Raw genomic sequence first — 16,820 nt, 5'->3', positions numbered from 1 at the left:
GGTTTCGTCACCCTCTCCACCGCCCATCCCGCGCGCGGCCCAGCGTCCACCGGCGGCGTAGCTTTCTTTGAGGGATGAACCGGCACGTGATGCCGCCCCTTTGACGGCATTCGCGACGTTCCCGCCGACGGCCCGGCCCATGCCTCCGATCCCGGCGGCCATGCTGCCCGCGCCGCCAGACGCGCCTGCGGCTCCCGCCGAATAGGCGGACGTGGCGGCCCCGGCGATCGCGGCCCCTCCCCGTGCGGCGGCAGCCGTGGCGCCGAGGGCTGCGGCGCCACCGGATGCGACAGCCCCGACACCCGCAACAGCCGCAGCGCCCATGGCACCGACGGCCATGCCGGTCCCTACGGCCGCGCCAGCCCCAAGCTGGGGGGCACCGGAGATCAGCCCGTTGGCGATGCTGCCGCCATAGATGGACAGACCGACGATCGACACCGACGCCAGCACGACCGAGACCGCCTGGCCAATCGTGGGAACCGCGTCGCCATAGGAGGTGTTGAACTGCCGGAACAGGACGGACGCGATGGCGGAGATCACCGCCAGCACCATCACCTTCACGCCCGACGACACAACATTGCCCAGCACCTTCTCGGCCAGAAACGCCGTCCGGTTGAACAGGGCGAACGGGATCAGCACGAAACCAGCGAGGCTGGTCAACTTGAACTCGATCAGGGCCACGAAAAGCTGCACGGCCAGGATGAAGAACGCTGCCAGCACGATCAACCAGGACAGGCACAGCACAAAAATCTGGATGAAGTTTTTGAAAAATGCGACAGGGCCGAGAAGATTATGAACGGACTCCAGCAGCGGCTGGGCCGCATCGAACCCCGTCGCGGCCAGTCGGCCGGGATGGAGGAAATCCGAAAGTGGCAGACTTCCGTCACCGGCCCTGAGACCCATGGCGGCGAAACTGTCGAACACCACCTTCGCAAGATGGTCGAAATTGTTGATCAGGAACGCGAAGAACCCGATATACAGCGTCTTCTTCACCAGACGCTGGATGATGTCCTCATCAGCCGCCCAGGCCCAGAACAGTCCGGCAAGGGCGACGTCCAGCACGGATAATGACCCCGCCAGTGAGATGACATTTCCTTTCAGAAGGCCGAAGCCACTGTCGATCGTGGTCGTGAAGGTATTGAGGAAAGTGTCGATAACACCGACATCGTTCGTGGCCATGACCGTCAGTTCCCACTGCCGCCGAACATGGACACCGTGCCCGGCACGTAGGCGTCATGCTGCGAGAAATGCTGATACTGCGCGTCACTTTCTGCTTCTGTCGCGGCATCGCGCGACTGTTGCAGGGCCATGGCACGCCCGTTCGCGGCCAGTTCCGCCTGGATGTCGGACAGTTGCCGGGATTGCAGGGCCAGAAGCTGATTGCCCGCCTGCGCGGCCTGTAACGCCCCGGTGGAAGTCTGGCTGGCGGAAACCAGTTGCGTCATGGCCGAACTATCGCTCGGGATGTTTCCTACCACCCGCGCCTGCAATTTCAGGGCGTCCTCAAACCCGCCGACGGAATTCTGCCACCGCGTCTGTGCCTGGCTGAACAGGGCGCCGTCAGACATGCCGGCCGAGACGGACGTGTACGCCTGCTGATACTGCTGCTCGACCGACTGCACGCTGTAGGCGATGTTCTGCGCCTGCGCGAGCAGTGCCGTCGTCTGCGAAATCGTTGATTGCAGGGTCGACAATGTCGAAAGTGGCAGGCTCGCGAGATTGCGCCCCTGGTTGACCAGCATCTGCGCCTGATTGGCGAGGGACGTGATCTGGTTGTCGATCTGCTGGAGGGTCCGGGCCGCGATCAGCACGTTCTCGACGTGGTTTGCACCGTCATACACCGCCCACTGGGCATGGGCCGGATGCAAGGGAGAGAATGTCCCGCCAACCGCCAGCATTGCAGAGGTAAAAAGGACACCTCGTCGGAAATGTTTTTCGCTCGCACGACCGAAAAATTCAGCCCAAAGCCGGAAAGATTTTTCAATCATGGCACGCCCTCTGGTCCACGATCATCGCGCAACAGATCTGCCGCCCACATGACGCCACGCGCCTCGAACCACGCGGGGAGAAAACCATTCCGTCCATGCTCCGCCAGCACCGCGTCGATCAGCTTGTGGTCGTCCTTGCCGGATGCCGCGCACAGGGCGAGTGCTACCGGCCCGAGCCCCAGTTCGAACAGACGGTTGCCACGCTGGGCCTGACAGTAATACTCCCGCTTCGAGGCCGCACGGGCGATGATGGCGATCTGCCGCTCGTTCAGCCCGAAATCCCGATAGATCGTGGCGATCTGCGGCTCGATCGCCCGCTCGTTCGGCAGGAAGATCCGCGTCGGGCAGCTTTCCACCACTGCTGGCGCGATCGGACTGTTGGCGATGTCGGACAGGGATTGGGTCGCGAAAATCACCGACGCATTCTTCTTGCGCAGGGTTTTCAGCCACTCCCGTAGCTGGCCGGCGAAATCCCCGTCATCCAGCACCAGCCAGCCCTCGTCGATGACCAGCAGCGTTGGGCGACCATCCAGACGGCCTTCGATGCGATGGAACAGGTAGGACAACACGGAAGAGGCTGCGCCAGAACCGATCAGACCTTCGGTCTCGAACACCACCACGTCGGCTTCACCCAGCCGCTCGGCGTCTGCATCGAGCAGGCGGCCATAGGGACCACCAAGGCAGTAGGGCGCCAGGGCCTGCTTCAGGACGTTGGACTGGAGGAGTGCCACCAGACCGGAGATCGTGCGTTCATGGTCGGGCGATGACGCGAGGGAATTCAGGGCCGACCAGAGATGGGCTTTGACGTCCGGCGTCAGCGTCACCCCCTCGCCGACAAGGATCTGCCCCAGCCATTCGGTAGCCCATTTGCGTTCATCGGGATCATCAATCCCTGCCAGCGGCTGGAGCGAAACGGCGGGGTGGCCGTCATCATCCGTCAGGCCACCGCCGAGATCGTGCCAGTCCCCGCCCATCGCCAGCGTCGCGGCCCGCATCGAACCACCGAAATCGAAAGCGAACACCTGCGATCCTGTATAGCGGCGGAACTGGAGCGCCATCAGCGCCAGCAGCACCGACTTTCCGGCCCCTGTCGGGCCTGCAATCAGCGTGTGACCCACATCACCAACGTGGAGGCTGAAACGAAACGGTGTGGCACCGGCCGTTTTGCCGTAGAACAGAGGTGCCGCCTTGAAATGCCCATCCTGCTCCGGTCCCGCCCACACGGCGGAAAGCGGGATCATATGCGCAAGATTCAACGTCGAGACAGGTGGCTGGCGCACATTGGCGTAGACATGACCGGGCAAAGAACCCAGCCACGCTTCCACCGCATTGAGGCTTTCCGCCATGCAGGTGAAATCGCGGCCCTGGATGATCTTTTCGACCAAACGGAGCTTTTCTGTAGCGATGGAAGCGGAACCATCCCAGACTGTTACCGTGGCGGTGATGTAGGCCTGCCCGACGTCATCAGCACCGAGGGACTGCAAGGCAAGGTCCGCATCCGCCGCCTTGTTGGCGGCGTCGTTATCCACGAGAACCGACGCCTCGTTGGTCATCACCTCCCGAACAATCGCCGTAATGCTCTTGCGCTTTGCGAACCACTGGCGACGGATTTTCGTCAGCACCTTCGTGGCGTCGGTCTTGTCGAGCAGGATGGCACGAGTGGACCAGCGATACGGCATCGCCAGCCGGTTCAGGTCATCCAGGATTCCGGGGAAGGTCCGTGACGGGAAACCGGTAATGGTCAGGGTTTTCAGATAAGCATCGCCGAGCTTCGGCTCCAGACCACCCGACAGCGGCTGGTCCACCAGCAGCGCATCCAGATGCATGGGAATTTCCGGCACCCTGACGCGCTGGTTCCGTGTCGAAATGGTGGAATGGAGATACGTTAGCGTTTCGCCGTCATTGAGCCATGCCGCTTCAGGCATGAACCCGTCCAGCAGGGCAAGCATCCGATCCGTGCGGTCCACGAACGTATGGAGCATGCCATGCGGATCCGGTCCCTCCCGCTCCCGGCCCTCATAGAGAAACCGTTCGGCACGGCCTGATGATTCCGCAGGCGGCAACCAGACCAGCGTCAGGAAATACTGGCTCTCGAAATGCACGCCCTCATCCTCGAACTGCTCATGACGTTCGAGATCGACCATCTGGCTGGCCGCATCGGGGAAATCGCTGTCGGGATATACTGTCGCGGGCACGCGCTGCGCCTCGACGAACATCGCCCAGCCCGAGCCCAGACGGCGCAGGGCATTGTTCAGCCTGCCAGTGACTCCAACCAGTTCCGCTGGTGTGGCACTGTCCAGATCGGGACCACGAATTTTTGCCGTGCGCTGGAATGAACCGTCCTTGTTCAGGACCACACCCTGTTCCATGAGCGCGGCCCATGGGAGAAAATCCGACAGGAGGGCAGCACGGTTGCGATATTCGCCAAGGGACATCATCGCCCTGCCCTCCCTATGACCGCAGCCAGGCGGGGTAACGGAGATGTCGCCGTCCCACCTCGACGAACTGCGGATCGCGTTTGGCACCCCAGACCGCGAGCCCGTGCCCGACGATCCAGAACACGGCTCCAACCAGCCAGAGCCGCAGCCCCAGCGAGATCGCAGCCCCCAGCGTACCGTTGGCGATCGCCAGCGTACGGGGTGCGCCACCCAGCAGGATCGGATCGGTCAGGGAGCGATGCACCGGGACATGAAAACCCGGCACCGCGTCATCGTCATATCCGGCGGCCATCAGATCAGTGCTCCACCCGAGAAGGAGAAGAACGACAGAAAGAACGAGCTGGCCGCAAAAGCGATGGACAGGCCGAAGACGATCTGGATCAGGCGACGGAAGCCGCCGGATGTTTCGCCAAAGGCCAGGGTCAGGCCGGTCACGGTGATGATGATCACCGACACGATGCGCGCCACCGGTCCCTGCACCGATTCCAGAATCTGGTTGAGCGGTTCCTCCCACGGCATGTCCGACCCGGACGCCAGGGCCGAGGAACACCACACCACGGACAACAGCAGCATGGCGGAAAGGACAGGCGCGTGTCGACGCACGCGGATTATGGCATGGGTCATTGAGGTTCTCCCGGATGCTGGAAGGGATGGATGCGATAGGCGCCTGTGGCGGGATCAAGCCCATCCACCGTGGCGAGTTCGGACAACCGGCGCTGCACGCCCCGTCCGGACAGGACGGCGATCACGTCGATCGTCTCTGCAATCAGCGCGCGGGGCACGGTGACGACGATCTCCTGGATCAGTTGCTCCATGCGGTGCAGGGCACCTATGGCGGTGCCCGCATGCAGCGTGCCGATGCCGCCGGGATGGCCTGTGCCCCATGCCTTGAGCAGATCCAGTGCCTCGGGACCGCGCACCTCACCAATCGGGATACGATCAGGCCGCAGGCGCAGGGCCGAGCGCACCAGTTCGGACAGGGTCACGATGCCGTCGCGCGTACGGAGCGAGACAAGGTTGGGCGCAGCACATTGCAGTTCGCGCGTATCTTCGATCAGCACGACCCGGTCGTCGGTTTTCGCGACCTCGGCCAGCAGGGCGTTGACCAGCGTGGTCTTGCCGGTGGACGTGCCGCCAGCGACCAGGATGTTCTTTCTCTCGGCAACGGCCTGGCGCAGGAAATGTGCTTGCCCCTCAGTCATGATCCCGGCCTCGACATAGTCGTCGAGGGTGAACACCGCGACGGCGGGCTTGCGGATCGCGAAGCACGGAGCCGTCACCACAGGTGGCAGCAGTCCCTCAAACCGCTCACCGGTCGGGAGTTCGGCCGAGACACGCGGCGCACCGTCATGCACCTCGGCTCCGACATGGTGGGCGACCAGACGCACGATGCGCTCGGCATCGGCAGGTGTGATGGTTTCCCCCGTGTCGGACAGCCCCTCGGACAGGCGGTCGATCCAGAGCCGCCCGTCGGGATTGAGCATGACCTCGACCACGGCCGGATCAGCAAGGTGCCCCGCAATCGCTGGTCCCATCGCCGTGCGCAGCATGGAAATCCCACGTTGTCGGGCGCCACTCTCAATCGATGTAACCGCCATAGAAATCCCCGTCCGTTCAGGTCATCCGGCCTCTCCGGACGACGACGGGGACAATTAGAGAGTGCTGTTTCTGACCGAATTCAACAGCATTTTTCCATGATCGTACAGGATCGTATCCGTTGCGGTTTTTACTTGCGGACTGCGGAATCAGGATTCCGCCACGGGTGGCACATCTTCCGGGATCTCCTGCCGAAAGAACGGCCCCCGGCTGAGTCGTCGGCCAAGGGCAGCCACGAACGCCTCGTAACGTTCCGCCCCCTGCGCCCGCGCCGCCGCTGCGGCCGGTTCCGGCAAGGACGGGCTGACCGTCATCCAGTAGCGGATAAACAGGGCCAGCGTCTCAAGGCTGATCCCGAGATCGCGCTCCATGCGGGCGACCTGCCGGTCAAGGCGGTCCAGCCTGCGGCTCATCGCCGCCTCCCGCCGTTCATCAGCATCGGGCGACAGGAAGGATGCGATGGCGGCCTCCGCCACCAGGGAAAGGGACAGATCACGCCGCGCCGCATGGGCGGTCAGGGCGTCCAGTAGCTTCGGTGCCAGATAGACCGACAGGCGCGCCTTCTTCGGGAATGTTCTCATCACGCCCTCACAACCCGAGATCGTTGCCACGGTCGAGCCCGGCCTGCCGGGCAATCCACGTCAGGTCGGCACGATCCCGTGCTTCCGGATCCAGTGGCAGTTCCTCGCCAAACAGGTCAGGTGCGTTACGCGCCCTGCGCTGGCCGGCATCCGCCGGGTCATGCTCGCGCGACCATTTCCGTCCCGTGCCGAGGGATTCATCACTATCGGCGTCGTCGGGTTTATCCGGTGCTGCCGGCGACCCCGTCTGCTCCGGTGGCGGGGTGACAGGAGACGGACGACCACTCCAGTCATCGGGCCGGACAGGCCGTGGCAGTTGCGCCGGATCGGGCGGCGGCAGCACGCGCTCGACGAAGCGACGATCCCGGAAATACCGCGCCTTCCGCGCCCGGATGGGCGGACAGCCCGCCACCATGACCACTTCCTCCCGTGCCGGGATCTGCATGACTTCGCCCACCGTCATCAGGGGGCGAGCGCTCTCCTGGCGCGAGACCATGAGATGCCCAAGCCAGGGCGATAACCGATGGCCGGCATAGTTCTTCTGCGACCGGATCTCGGTGGCCACACCCAGACCGTCGGACACGCGTTTCGCGGTGCGCTCATCGTTGGTGGCGAAACTGACCCGGACATGACAATTGTCCAGAATGCTGTTGTTCTGACCGTACGCCTTATCGATCTGGTTGAGGGATTGCGCGATCAGGAATGCCTTAATCCCGTAGCCCGCCATAAAGGCCAGCGCGCTCTCGAAGAAATCCAGACGTCCAAGGGCGGGAAACTCGTCGAGCATCAGCAGCAGGCGACGCCGCCCCTCCCGACCGGACAGATCCTCCGTCAACCGCCGCCCAATCTGGTTGAGGATCAGGCGGATCAGTGGCTTGGTGCGGCTGATATCCGAGGGCGGGATGACGAAATACAGGGAGACAGGCTGGTCGCCCTCCAGCAGATCGCCGATCCGCCATTCGCAACGACTGGTCACGGTGGCCACCACCGGATCGCGGTAGAGGCCGAGAAACGACATGGCGGTCGAGAGCACGCCGGAGCGCTCATTGTCCGACTTGTTCAGCAATTCCCGCGCCGCCGACGCCACGACGGGGTGTGGCCCCGCCTCCCCAAGATGCGATGTCCGCATCATGGCGGACAGGGTCGCCTCGATCGACCGCTTCGGGTCGGAGAGGAATTTCGCCACCCCGGCGAGCGTCTTGTCGTCCTCGGCATAGAGCACATGCAGGATCGCGCCGACCAGCAGGGCGTGGGAGGTCTTTTCCCAATGGTTGCGCCGCTCCAGCGAGCCTTCGGGATCGACCAGGATGTCGGCGATGTTCTGCACGTCGCGAACCTCCGACGCCCCGCGCCGGACCTCCAGCAGCGGGTTGTAGACCGAGGACACCGGATTGGTGGGGTCGAACAGCAGCACCCGCCCGAAGGTTGCACGGAAACCGGCGGTAATCTGCCAGTTCTCGCCCTTGATGTCATGGATGATGGCCGAACCCGGCCAGGTCAGGAGCGTGGGGATCACCATGCCCACACCCTTGCCGGTGCGCGTCGGCGCGAAAGTCAGGACGTGCTCGGGACCATCGTGTCGGAGATAGGCCCGGCGGTATTTCCCCAGCACCACGCCGTCCTCGCCCAGCAACCCGGCCGCGCGGATTTCCTCGTCCTCGGCCCAGCGGGCGGAGCCATAGGTCGCGGCGCGCTTCGCCTCGCGGGCGCGGTGGACGGACAGCGCCACCGCCGCCGCAAAAGCCAGCACCCCGCCCGAGCCCGCGATCCAAGCGCCGCGCGCGAAGACCGCCGGCGCGTAGGCGTCGAACTCGTACCACCACCAGAAAAAAAGCGGCGGAGCGTAGAGCGGCCAACGATGCAGAACCGTGAACCACGGTTGACCGAGTTCCGGTTGGAACGCCAGTTCCCAGGCCGTCCATTGAGTGGCCGTCCACCAGGACAGCACGATCATGGACAGGACCACGAGCGCCTGTCCCCACTGGATACGTGTTCCCGGCTGGTCCATCGATCCCTCCCCTTGTCATGGGAGACAGCGAAGAACCGGGATTTTCCGGGAAGCAAGCGCGAACTGGAGGCCGTCGTACAGGAGCGGGCAGGAGCGAAGAAATACTTGCACGTTGCGGACTACAGCCAAACCCGCACATCATGCGCAGAATAACCCCGGAAGGAGTCGAGCCATGACCGGATCATCGCCCCTCTTCCCCCCGTCTGACGATACCGTCGATCAGCAATGCACGGAGGAACAGCGGAAGCTCGACCATGTGATTGATGCGGTGAACGCATTGCACACAGGGCACGGCTTCCTGAGCGATGAATTTCCAACGCTTTGAACTGCCCGCCATAGTCACTCTGGCCAAGGCGCTTGACGGGCAATATAAAGAAAAAGGCCCGCCTTTCGGCGGGCCTTAATATATCCTTGGACGATGAGGGGGGGCATAAGCCCGCGTTCTCAAAGCCGCTGCGTTCTTATATCGTGGCTCTGATGCCACCGTCAATATCGTGCCTACAGGAACTCCTCATTGCCTTTCTCCCCGGCCGAGATACAGGATCTGCCCGTCGTCATTTCCGCACCACGCTTTGCAACATACCTGCAAGCCATGGGCAACGACCGGGAAAAGGCTCTCGCACTTTATGAGTGGAATCTCGACGTTTCATCGGCGCTGATCATCCCGCTTCAGGTCTGCGAGGTTGCTGTCCGCAATGGCATCGCTGAAGCGATTGAGCACGTCCATGGTGCCAACTGGCCATGGAACAATGGCTTCATCCGAAGCCTGCCTCGCCCGAAAGGTCGGGCGCGATATAACCCGGCGATCGATCTTCAGTCTCGCGCCTCGACGCTGCCCACAACCGGCAAGATCATAGCTGAATTAAAGTTTGCATTCTGGGAGAATATTTTCACTGCCGGTCAGGACAGCCGCATCTGGAACACGCATTTGCGTACCTATTTCCCGGAGCACCATCAGGACCAACGATCTCGCAATTGCGGGCAGCAGCCTACGCGGACCTCCAGATCATTCGACGTCTGAGGAACCGGATCGCGCATCACGAACCAATCTTCACTCGGAATATCGCCGATGATTATCAACGGATCCATGACATGATCGCATGGCGCAGTCAGGTGGCCGCCGCCTGGATGGATCGAAAGCAGACCGTTCTCACCCTGCTCACGATGAAGCCATGACCGGCAAGTTCTCTCCGTTTGTTATCAAAGCTTTGGTCGATACGATCACGGGTGGTGCTGGAAACGATAATACACCACCAATTGGTATCTATCGCTCAGGCCCCAAAATCGAGCAGTTCTTTCTCAACTGTGGCCTCGATATGCGTATCGGCGCGAGTTCGCGCGTCCCGGCCACAACTGACTTCATCCGCAAGGTCGCTAACCACCCTGATGGTAATGCTGAGGTCTATCTCACCCGGATTATCGAACAGGTCTGTGACCCCCGCACCTATCTGGAGCACCCTGACAGAGCGACCGCTGTACGCGAGCATCTCAACAAGGCTCTTGGAGCCGACCAGCTGGCCGTCGTTATCGTCGGCGGGAAGGCTGTTCTGACAGAGCGTCAGGGAGCCGGTGGAATTGTCGAACCATTTATCATGAAAGTGGCCACGCTGGATTTCGACACGGTTCAGATGGAAATCGCACGGGCTCTCCCAAATCTGGAAAGCGATCCAGAAGATGCGGTGACAGCGGCCTGTTCCCTGATTGAGGCAGTATGCCGTTCGATCCTCGTGGAACTTGCCCTGCCACTGCCGCCTAAAAAGGATATCGATGGGCTGATCCGCGCTGTGCAGATACCCCTTGGCCTGTCTCCAGGGCGTACAGATTTTCCATCGGAAATAGAAGCGGACATCCGTCAGACGCTCAGTGGTCTCACTTCCGTTGCCAAAGGCATTGGCGCATTACGAACGCACGGTGGAGATGCGCATGGTCGCGAAAAAGGTTTCCGGCGCATTGACGCGCGGATTGCTCGGCTTGCCATCAATGCGGCGAGTTCGTTGGCACTGTTCCTGATCGAAACCTGGGAACGCCAGGAACATCGTGCCCTGCCCCAACATGCTGAGCAAATCTGAAGATCAGTCATCCGATTTGCCCATCACAATCCGAGTCCTCGCTTGCGCGCGAACGACCAGTCAATCCCCCCATCGCCACGCATGATGCCCGCCACCTCCCGCCCGCGCTGTTTTTCCAGCGACGGCGACCATGGCACCAGTTCGAAGCCCAGCCCGTCGTCGATCATGGCGAACCGGCCCGACGCCAGATTGAAACGCTGGCGGTAGGTGCCCGTGACGGGATCGCCTTCCCCGCTCCGCCGGAACGGCATCCCCGATTTCCTGGCGAGGCTCCGGCCCAGCGTCTCCAGTTCCCGCTGGCGCAGCGTAGCGATCAGGTTCCGGGCATAATGGACGCTTCCGCCGTCGCGACTGGCCAGCCCCTGCTCCATCAGATGATCCGTGCGCTTTTCCATCGCCTCTCTGACATCGGCGCCGAACCCGGTGGACGCCAGGGCAAGAGGCTCCCGCGCGGTCGCCTGCCGATCGAGCCAGGTGGCACCATCCGCCATCACCTGCCGTTCCAGCGTGACGTCCGAGCGCACGGCCAGAGCGACACAGTCACGTCCCCGTTTGTCGGTGAAATGTCGCAGTTCCACGATGGAACCGACTGCCCCATCACCTGCGGCTTCGATGTTCGGCAGGCGGACATGATGCGTGCGTCCGTCAATTCCGTCGATGACCGCATAAGCTGTGCCGCGCAGCTCATCGTCGAGGCCACGATCGACCAGTCGGCCGATGACAGGATCGGTGGTATCCTCGGCGGCCATTACCCAGGATGACGCGGCACGATCGATCTTCTGCTCCGCCAGCCCCCGGTGGATCCGTTTGATGATGTCGTTGCGCTCGCTGATCTCCCGCAGGGTTGCCTCCGCACTTTCGTCCATCCGCCAGCGATCCGGTCCGACCCGATGCGCCAGCCCCATCGTTTCCAGGCGGCGCAGGCGACCCAGTTTCACCGTCGCGAAGGCGTCCAGTGTTTCGCCCGGCGCGCGCCCGAGAGCGATGACGCCATCCTGCCCCGCGTCCTTCTGAAGCTGACGGTCCAATTGAGTCCAGCGGTCGGCGTTCACCTGCCGCTCGACCGCCTGGTGGATATCATGATCCGTGCGCGGTCCGAGTTCCAGCGTCACCAGATCCTGGGCCCGGGCACGCATGCCTTCACGGATATAATCACGCGCGATCACCAGGTCGGAACCATCCTCTGCCACACCCCGGACGATGACATGCAGATGGGGGTGCGCCGTGTTCCAGTGATCGACAGCGGCCCAGTCCAGTTTCGTGTCAAGATCGGTTTCCATCTGCCCCATCAGATCCCGTGCAAAAGCCCGCAGGTCCGACATTTCCGGCGCATCCTCTGGCGAGACGATGAAGCGGAAATGATGACGATCGCCGTCGCAGCGTTCGGCGAAGTCCGAGGCGCGGATATCGTCGCTGTCCTTGCCGAACAGGCGCGCGTCCTCCCCGTCCCGCGTCACGCCCTCCCGACGGAGATACCGCAGGTGTGCTGCCAGCGGCGTCGCGCGCGGTGCGTGCCGTACGACACGGGCCTTGATCACGACGCCCCGCGAACGGCTGGTCAGCAGGCGATTGGCGGCATGAGCGGCGGCCCGGCCCCGCCCGAAACTGGAGCGACGCCCGGCACTGATTTTCCCCGCGCGGGACACCCGGCCACCGGCCCGCTGCACGGACGCCAGCACCTGCGTCACGAAAGGCCGCGCCTGCCGGGCGCGGGTGGAGCGGATGCGCCCCGGCCGAACCCGGAATTCTTCGTCTCCGTTCATGAAAAATGTCCTGCACCGCGCGAAAGATCGCGCAGGATCAAAGAGATGATACCTTGCCGCGAGGTGCGGAAAATCCATGCACCTCGCGACAAGACTTCAAAAACCCCGGAAAACAGCCACCCCGACCGAGCCGCGATGTGCGGCCTTTTATCCAGCCCTCACTTTTTCTGTCCTTTTCCGGGGTTTTCGTGATTCACTTCCCCTGCGCCGAACCCACTCCCGGCGCGCTACGGACATGACCTGCGAAGAGCGTGGACGGAGTAAAAATCGTCTGCCCGGATCGTCTTAAAAAAATGCCCTGAGATGACGATGAAAGCGCACTTTCGCTGCCGGAAATGAAGAGCGACGCGGAAGTCCAGCCACCCGCCGGAGCAATGGAAAACGGGATGGAGAAATACGCGCTGAACGACGGGTCATCGATCAGCCGGGCGACAGATGCGACGTAGGAAACCGTCTCGGCAGGCAATGGCCGACCAGTCGCCAGATGATCGTCATAGCGACCGGGACCGGCGTTATAAGCGGCGAGAAACCCTGCATCGCCGTAGCGGTCATGCAGCCATCGCAGATAGGCTGCCCCGGCCGCGATGTTGTCATGTGGATCGAAGGGATCATCCCCCAGATTGAGCGTGCGGCGGACGTCCCTCCACGTGCCGGGCATAAGCTGCATCAGACCCATCGCACCGGCGCCGGAGACCGCGTGCCGATCGCCAGCACTTTCGGCACGGAGGACTGCCCGCACCCACGCTGGCGGGATCGCGTTCCGTTCCGCCGCCTGACGCACCAGATCGTCGAAATCCTGCGCGTGGGCGATGGTCGGCGAGAGCGTTAGCGCGAGCACGGCCAGCACGCCGGCGGACATAAAAAACCGGGCGCTCATTCCCGGCCTCCTGGGCGTTTTGCAGGCCGGTTCCAGACCAGTTGCCACTCGCGGCCACCACGTCCGGCCTGGAACAGTGTGGCGCGGATCGGCTGCATGAAAGTGGGATCGTCCAGGAGCACGGACACATACTCCCCAGCACGTTCCCCGGTGCGTTTCCATCCCGCGCCCAGCTCGGGGCCAGTATCCCCGTCACCCAGGTGAATACGATAATCCGGAGCATGCTCCGCGCCATTGTTTTCCGCTGGCACGAAGGTCAGTTCAGCATCCAGCGACAGGGTGCGCACGCGTCCGGCAAAACCATCAGCGGTGCGGGTGAAAAATCCGACCTGGCTCATGGGAAAAATCCTTTCAGACAGAGTGGGAATGACGGAAAATCCGACGACCACGTCACCGTCATTGGATGGGCGGTTCGCTCTCTTTCGCGGGCAGCATGGGCGGAGCCAGAAGCAGTCCCTTCCGCGCGGGATCATCCGGTTCCGGGAGGGGATCGAAATGCGGCGGCGGCTCCGCCTCGCCCGTGCGGACATGCATCGGCACCGCGCGACCGATCACTGTTTCCATCGGTAGGACACCGAAATACCGCCCATCCAGACTGGTCGGCACAGCGGCGTTCATGACGAAAACCTGCCCCGGTTCAAGACGTTGGCAGCCCTGCCAGACCGGCAGTTTTCGGCCCCGATGATCGACAGTCTTCGCATCACCGACGGCCTTTCCGTCGACGGTGACATGCACGCCATTACGGCAGACGTTCTGCCCTGCGAGTGCCGCCACCGGCTTGAGCAGCGGCACACCGAAAGGCAGATAGCCGCGCGTCGCCAGCAGCATTGCCTCGCGCTCCGGCAGACGGATGGCGACAATGTCGCCAACACGGATCGAGACGGTGGGCTGGATGCGATACAGCCCGACCGGGACACTCGCCGTCTCGTTCCAGACCCAGCGCGGCGTGGGATGAAACGCCAGCGAGGCACCCACGCCGAGCACGGCGAAATACGTGGCGAAGAACCAGGCGCGCCGGGTCATGACATAGCCCTCCTGCGCAGCCATGCCTCATGGCGCTCTGACGTGTAGGGACGTGGCTCCTGCGCCGCCGTGAGCCGGTGATGCAGGTGGCGCCAGTGATCGGGACAGACGCCGGCAGGATCGATCCCCAGCGCCTCCACGCCGTCGATCGCCTCCAGCACGCGCCTTACCTTCGGCCAGCCGCTCTGGCGCAGCAGACTCTCACCACCGGGGCGCACGAACGGCACCGTCTGGCAGGCTTCCTGAACCCCGACGGCGCGCACGATATCGATGCAGGACACCACGGTGCCGAAATCGTTCGCGGCCCAGCGGATGAACGCGAACACGCTGTCCGGCGTGAAACTCATCAGCCTGCGCCGACGATCGAGAATGCGATCCTCGACGGGGTGGCCGAAGCGGATCCAGTGCTCGATGCGCTTCTCGATCCAGGTCAGTTCGACCGTGGTGAGGACAGCGTCGTCCGGCCGGAAAGAGCGGGCGGTCATAGGACACCGACCATGCGATCCGCGACCGCTTCCCGAGCCTTTTTTCCATACCCCGACCGGGCTGTCGGGAGGGGAACCAAAAGACCGGAATCCCCTACATAATAAGTTATTATATTAGTTATATAAGTTACGGATCCGATTCCGCTTTTGAAAACAATGGATTGCGACGTTTTCTGCACCCTCAGCAACGGTATTTCCGCACCGTCAGCAATGGTATGTTCCGTATCCTGACCAACGGTAGGATTCACATGATTATCCACAGAACCGGTGGATGATACCGTTGGGGAGATACGCAGAACTGGCTGTTTTCCGCCATAAACGACCTTGCAGTCGTAACCTGGGACGACCTGACGACGGGCAATGCCGACGACGTCGATCACGAAATTCCGCCAGGGAGAGAGGGTGCCTGACCGCGCATGGAGATCACGAAGATCGAAACGCCACCCGTCTTTCTGCCGACCGGCATGTCGGCGCGCCAGACGGTAAAGCCATCGCTCCAGACCGCCATAAAGGCGGAAATAAGCGGGATCGACGCTCAGGACATGGGAGCGATCACAGGCCATCTCCATGAGCCAGTCCGGCAGGGTCAGGGCCACCCCGTCCTCACGGGAAATCCGGACGTCACTGATCCAGGCGAACGGCTTCTCGCGCCACTCCGGCCCCTGCCGCAGGCTGGTGGTAACGCGCGTTTCCGCCAGACGCGCAAGGGCGCCATGAAGCCGGCGATACTGGTGAGTGCCGTCAGCCCATCCCAGATCCTGGAACAGCCGCCAAGGCGTGAAGCGCACATGGCGCGACACCCACAAATCGTGGTTGAGGGCATCGACGATCTGGCCGGTCAGCCAGAGCAGGACATCGGCGTCCCGGATGGTCGCCATGCCCAGAGGAGCCGAGGCTTCGACAACGATCTCCATCTGACGCGAACGGTAGCGAAGTGGCTCAAGGCGCGCCATGTGCCCTAGCGAGAAGAACGGGCGACCCATCAGATCGCGGATGTCGCGGGGCCGTGCCGCCCCCGTGACCACAAACCGGCGGTCGGGCTGACGCCAGTTGTCAGCTGCCAGCATCATTGTCCGGCACTCCGCTGCGCCTTGCGAGCCCTGGCCTGCAGGCGGATGATATAGGCGCGGGGATCGGACGGCATCGGGATGCCGCCGCCGTCCCCGGTGGAGAGCCGGACGTTCAGATCGGCCCACGCGCAGAGATCTTCCACGGCGTAGACGATCCGGCCGCCGAGCTGGCGGTAGAGCGGACCAGTGCCGCAACTCCGGTGTTTTTCGAGGGTGCGGATGGACAGGCCAACGAAATTGGCCGCGTCCGGGGTACGCAGATAGCGCGGTGGCAGTGTCGGCTGGACACGCATGGGGTGTTCCTCCCGGTGGAGCGGGCCAGTGGCGGGATGCTGCGGCCCATGAGGGGACGCTGCCGGAGAATGGGGCTTGGGGAGGGATGACAAAGTTCAGGCCACCAGACTGTCACCCCCCTGCTTCAGCCCCTGAAGGAGGGCGATGTGACCGCCATTCAGGTAGAACCCGGCACCCTCGAGATCGCGATAGAAAGCCCGGTGCCATGAGCTGGCACGCCATTCATTGCGGGACAGATACAGGATGCGCTCGCCGTAGATGCCCGCCGCGATCCGTCGGACCGCCATGCCCATGCGCCGGCCTTCCGCGATGCAGAGCATGCGGATCTGGCGGAGTTTCTGCTGGGGACTCAGGCGCAGGCTGGGTGGAATTGAACCCGGCGAACGACCGGAAAGCAGGCGGCCGAAGCGCGCAACACTGGCCAAACGGGTCGTGAGATGCCCGTCGTCGACGATAAACCAGGTTCCCGGCGCGTCGGGTTGCCGATCGACAACAACGACGATGCGCAGCGGGCCAGAATCGCCTTCCAGCACGAGGTGGATGCCATCGGGACCGTCGTGTCGTACCCGGACATAGCGTGCCAGCCGAAGCAGAATGTCACCCCCGTCGCCACGCACGACGACCTCCG

The 16,820-nt window shown here is 63.0% G+C and carries 19 protein-coding genes; 3 read left to right on the top strand and 16 right to left on the bottom strand.

The window, feature by feature from the left end:
• From trbL to AD944_RS06105, 8 genes are all read right to left on the bottom strand, one after another.
• A partial coding sequence (gene trbL / locus AD944_RS06140) for a P-type conjugative transfer protein TrbL (protein WP_061474798.1) occupies positions 1–1,179 on the bottom strand: 1,179 nt, incomplete at its 3' end.
• A 5-nt stretch (positions 1,180–1,184) separates the two neighbouring features.
• Complete coding sequence (trbJ, locus tag AD944_RS06135; protein WP_039998460.1) at positions 1,185–1,988, bottom strand: P-type conjugative transfer protein TrbJ; 804 nt, start codon at positions 1,986–1,988, stop codon at positions 1,185–1,187.
• A complete protein-coding gene (gene trbE, locus AD944_RS06130; protein WP_007396828.1) occupies positions 1,985–4,426 on the bottom strand; it encodes a conjugal transfer protein TrbE in 2,442 nt (813 codons plus the stop codon). Before trbE ends, trbJ begins: the two co-directional genes overlap by 4 nt.
• 13 nt (positions 4,427–4,439) lie before the next feature.
• A complete protein-coding gene (locus AD944_RS06125; protein WP_007396829.1) occupies positions 4,440–4,718 on the bottom strand; it encodes a VirB3 family type IV secretion system protein in 279 nt (92 codons plus the stop codon).
• Positions 4,718–5,050: a TrbC/VirB2 family protein gene (locus tag AD944_RS06120; RefSeq protein ID WP_039998461.1), complete on the bottom strand. Its 333-nt coding sequence runs from the start codon at positions 5,048–5,050 to the stop codon at positions 4,718–4,720. Before AD944_RS06120 ends, AD944_RS06125 begins: the two co-directional genes overlap by 1 nt.
• Positions 5,047–6,024: a P-type conjugative transfer ATPase TrbB gene (gene trbB, locus AD944_RS06115; RefSeq protein ID WP_007396831.1), complete on the bottom strand. Its 978-nt coding sequence runs from the start codon at positions 6,022–6,024 to the stop codon at positions 5,047–5,049. Before trbB ends, AD944_RS06120 begins: the two co-directional genes overlap by 4 nt.
• A gap of 147 nt (positions 6,025–6,171) precedes the next feature.
• Positions 6,172–6,603: a CopG family transcriptional regulator gene (locus tag AD944_RS06110; RefSeq protein ID WP_045543507.1), complete on the bottom strand. Its 432-nt coding sequence runs from the start codon at positions 6,601–6,603 to the stop codon at positions 6,172–6,174.
• 7 nt (positions 6,604–6,610) lie between these two features.
• On the bottom strand, positions 6,611–8,611 hold the full coding sequence (locus AD944_RS06105; protein WP_045543506.1) for a conjugal transfer protein TraG: 2,001 nt from the start codon (positions 8,609–8,611) through the stop codon (positions 6,611–6,613).
• 172 nt (positions 8,612–8,783) lie between these two features.
• On the opposite strand from AD944_RS06105, the gene AD944_RS16730 reads away from it, so the two are divergent.
• From AD944_RS16730 to AD944_RS06095, 3 genes are all read left to right on the top strand, one after another.
• Entirely contained in the window at positions 8,784–8,936 is a 153-nt protein-coding gene (locus tag AD944_RS16730) for a hypothetical protein (protein WP_007396835.1), read from the top strand.
• Between the two features lie 189 nt (positions 8,937–9,125).
• Positions 9,126–9,632 carry a hypothetical protein gene (locus AD944_RS06100; RefSeq protein WP_045543505.1) on the top strand — a complete coding sequence of 169 codons (507 nt, stop codon included), beginning with the start codon at positions 9,126–9,128 and terminating at the stop codon, positions 9,630–9,632.
• Between the two features lie 79 nt (positions 9,633–9,711).
• Positions 9,712–10,680 (top strand): abortive infection family protein, encoded by a 969-nt coding sequence (locus tag AD944_RS06095; protein WP_236709322.1) that lies wholly within the window; start codon positions 9,712–9,714, stop codon positions 10,678–10,680.
• Positions 10,681–10,703: 23 nt separating this feature from the next.
• On the opposite strand, the gene AD944_RS06090 is transcribed toward AD944_RS06095, so the two are convergent.
• The 8 genes from AD944_RS06090 to AD944_RS06055 all read right to left on the bottom strand — a co-directional run bounded on the left by AD944_RS06090 (position 10,704) and on the right by AD944_RS06055 (position 16,809).
• Positions 10,704–12,443, bottom strand: a complete 1,740-nt coding sequence (locus AD944_RS06090; RefSeq protein WP_045543504.1) for a relaxase/mobilization nuclease domain-containing protein — start codon at positions 12,441–12,443, stop codon at positions 10,704–10,706.
• A 193-nt stretch (positions 12,444–12,636) separates the two neighbouring features.
• Positions 12,637–13,320, bottom strand: coding sequence for a lytic transglycosylase domain-containing protein (locus tag AD944_RS06085; RefSeq protein ID WP_045543503.1), 684 nt, complete (start codon positions 13,318–13,320; stop codon positions 12,637–12,639).
• Entirely contained in the window at positions 13,317–13,658 is a 342-nt protein-coding gene (locus AD944_RS06080) for a DUF736 domain-containing protein (RefSeq protein ID WP_045543502.1), read from the bottom strand. Before AD944_RS06080 ends, AD944_RS06085 begins: the two co-directional genes overlap by 4 nt.
• A gap of 58 nt (positions 13,659–13,716) precedes the next feature.
• Positions 13,717–14,343 (bottom strand): S26 family signal peptidase, encoded by a 627-nt coding sequence (locus AD944_RS06075; RefSeq protein WP_045543514.1) that lies wholly within the window; start codon positions 14,341–14,343, stop codon positions 13,717–13,719.
• Positions 14,340–14,828, bottom strand: coding sequence for a DUF2840 domain-containing protein (locus AD944_RS06070; RefSeq protein ID WP_045543501.1), 489 nt, complete (start codon positions 14,826–14,828; stop codon positions 14,340–14,342). The genes AD944_RS06075 and AD944_RS06070 overlap by 4 nt, the downstream gene beginning before the upstream one ends.
• Positions 14,825–15,898 (bottom strand): replication initiator protein A, encoded by a 1,074-nt coding sequence (locus tag AD944_RS06065; RefSeq protein WP_045543500.1) that lies wholly within the window; start codon positions 15,896–15,898, stop codon positions 14,825–14,827. Before AD944_RS06065 ends, AD944_RS06070 begins: the two co-directional genes overlap by 4 nt.
• Complete coding sequence (locus AD944_RS06060; protein ID WP_045543499.1) at positions 15,895–16,191, bottom strand: helix-turn-helix transcriptional regulator; 297 nt, start codon at positions 16,189–16,191, stop codon at positions 15,895–15,897. The genes AD944_RS06065 and AD944_RS06060 overlap by 4 nt, the downstream gene beginning before the upstream one ends.
• A 96-nt stretch (positions 16,192–16,287) precedes the next feature.
• Positions 16,288–16,809: a DNA -binding domain-containing protein gene (locus tag AD944_RS06055; RefSeq protein ID WP_236709321.1), complete on the bottom strand. Its 522-nt coding sequence runs from the start codon at positions 16,807–16,809 to the stop codon at positions 16,288–16,290.
• Positions 16,810–16,820: the final 11 nt, after the last annotated feature.

Source organism: Acetobacter tropicalis, from assembly GCF_001580915.1.
Taxonomy (GTDB): domain Bacteria; phylum Pseudomonadota; class Alphaproteobacteria; order Acetobacterales; family Acetobacteraceae; genus Acetobacter; species Acetobacter tropicalis.
Note: the sequence above shows the minus strand (reverse complement) of the source record. Positions and strands in the feature narration are given on the sequence as shown.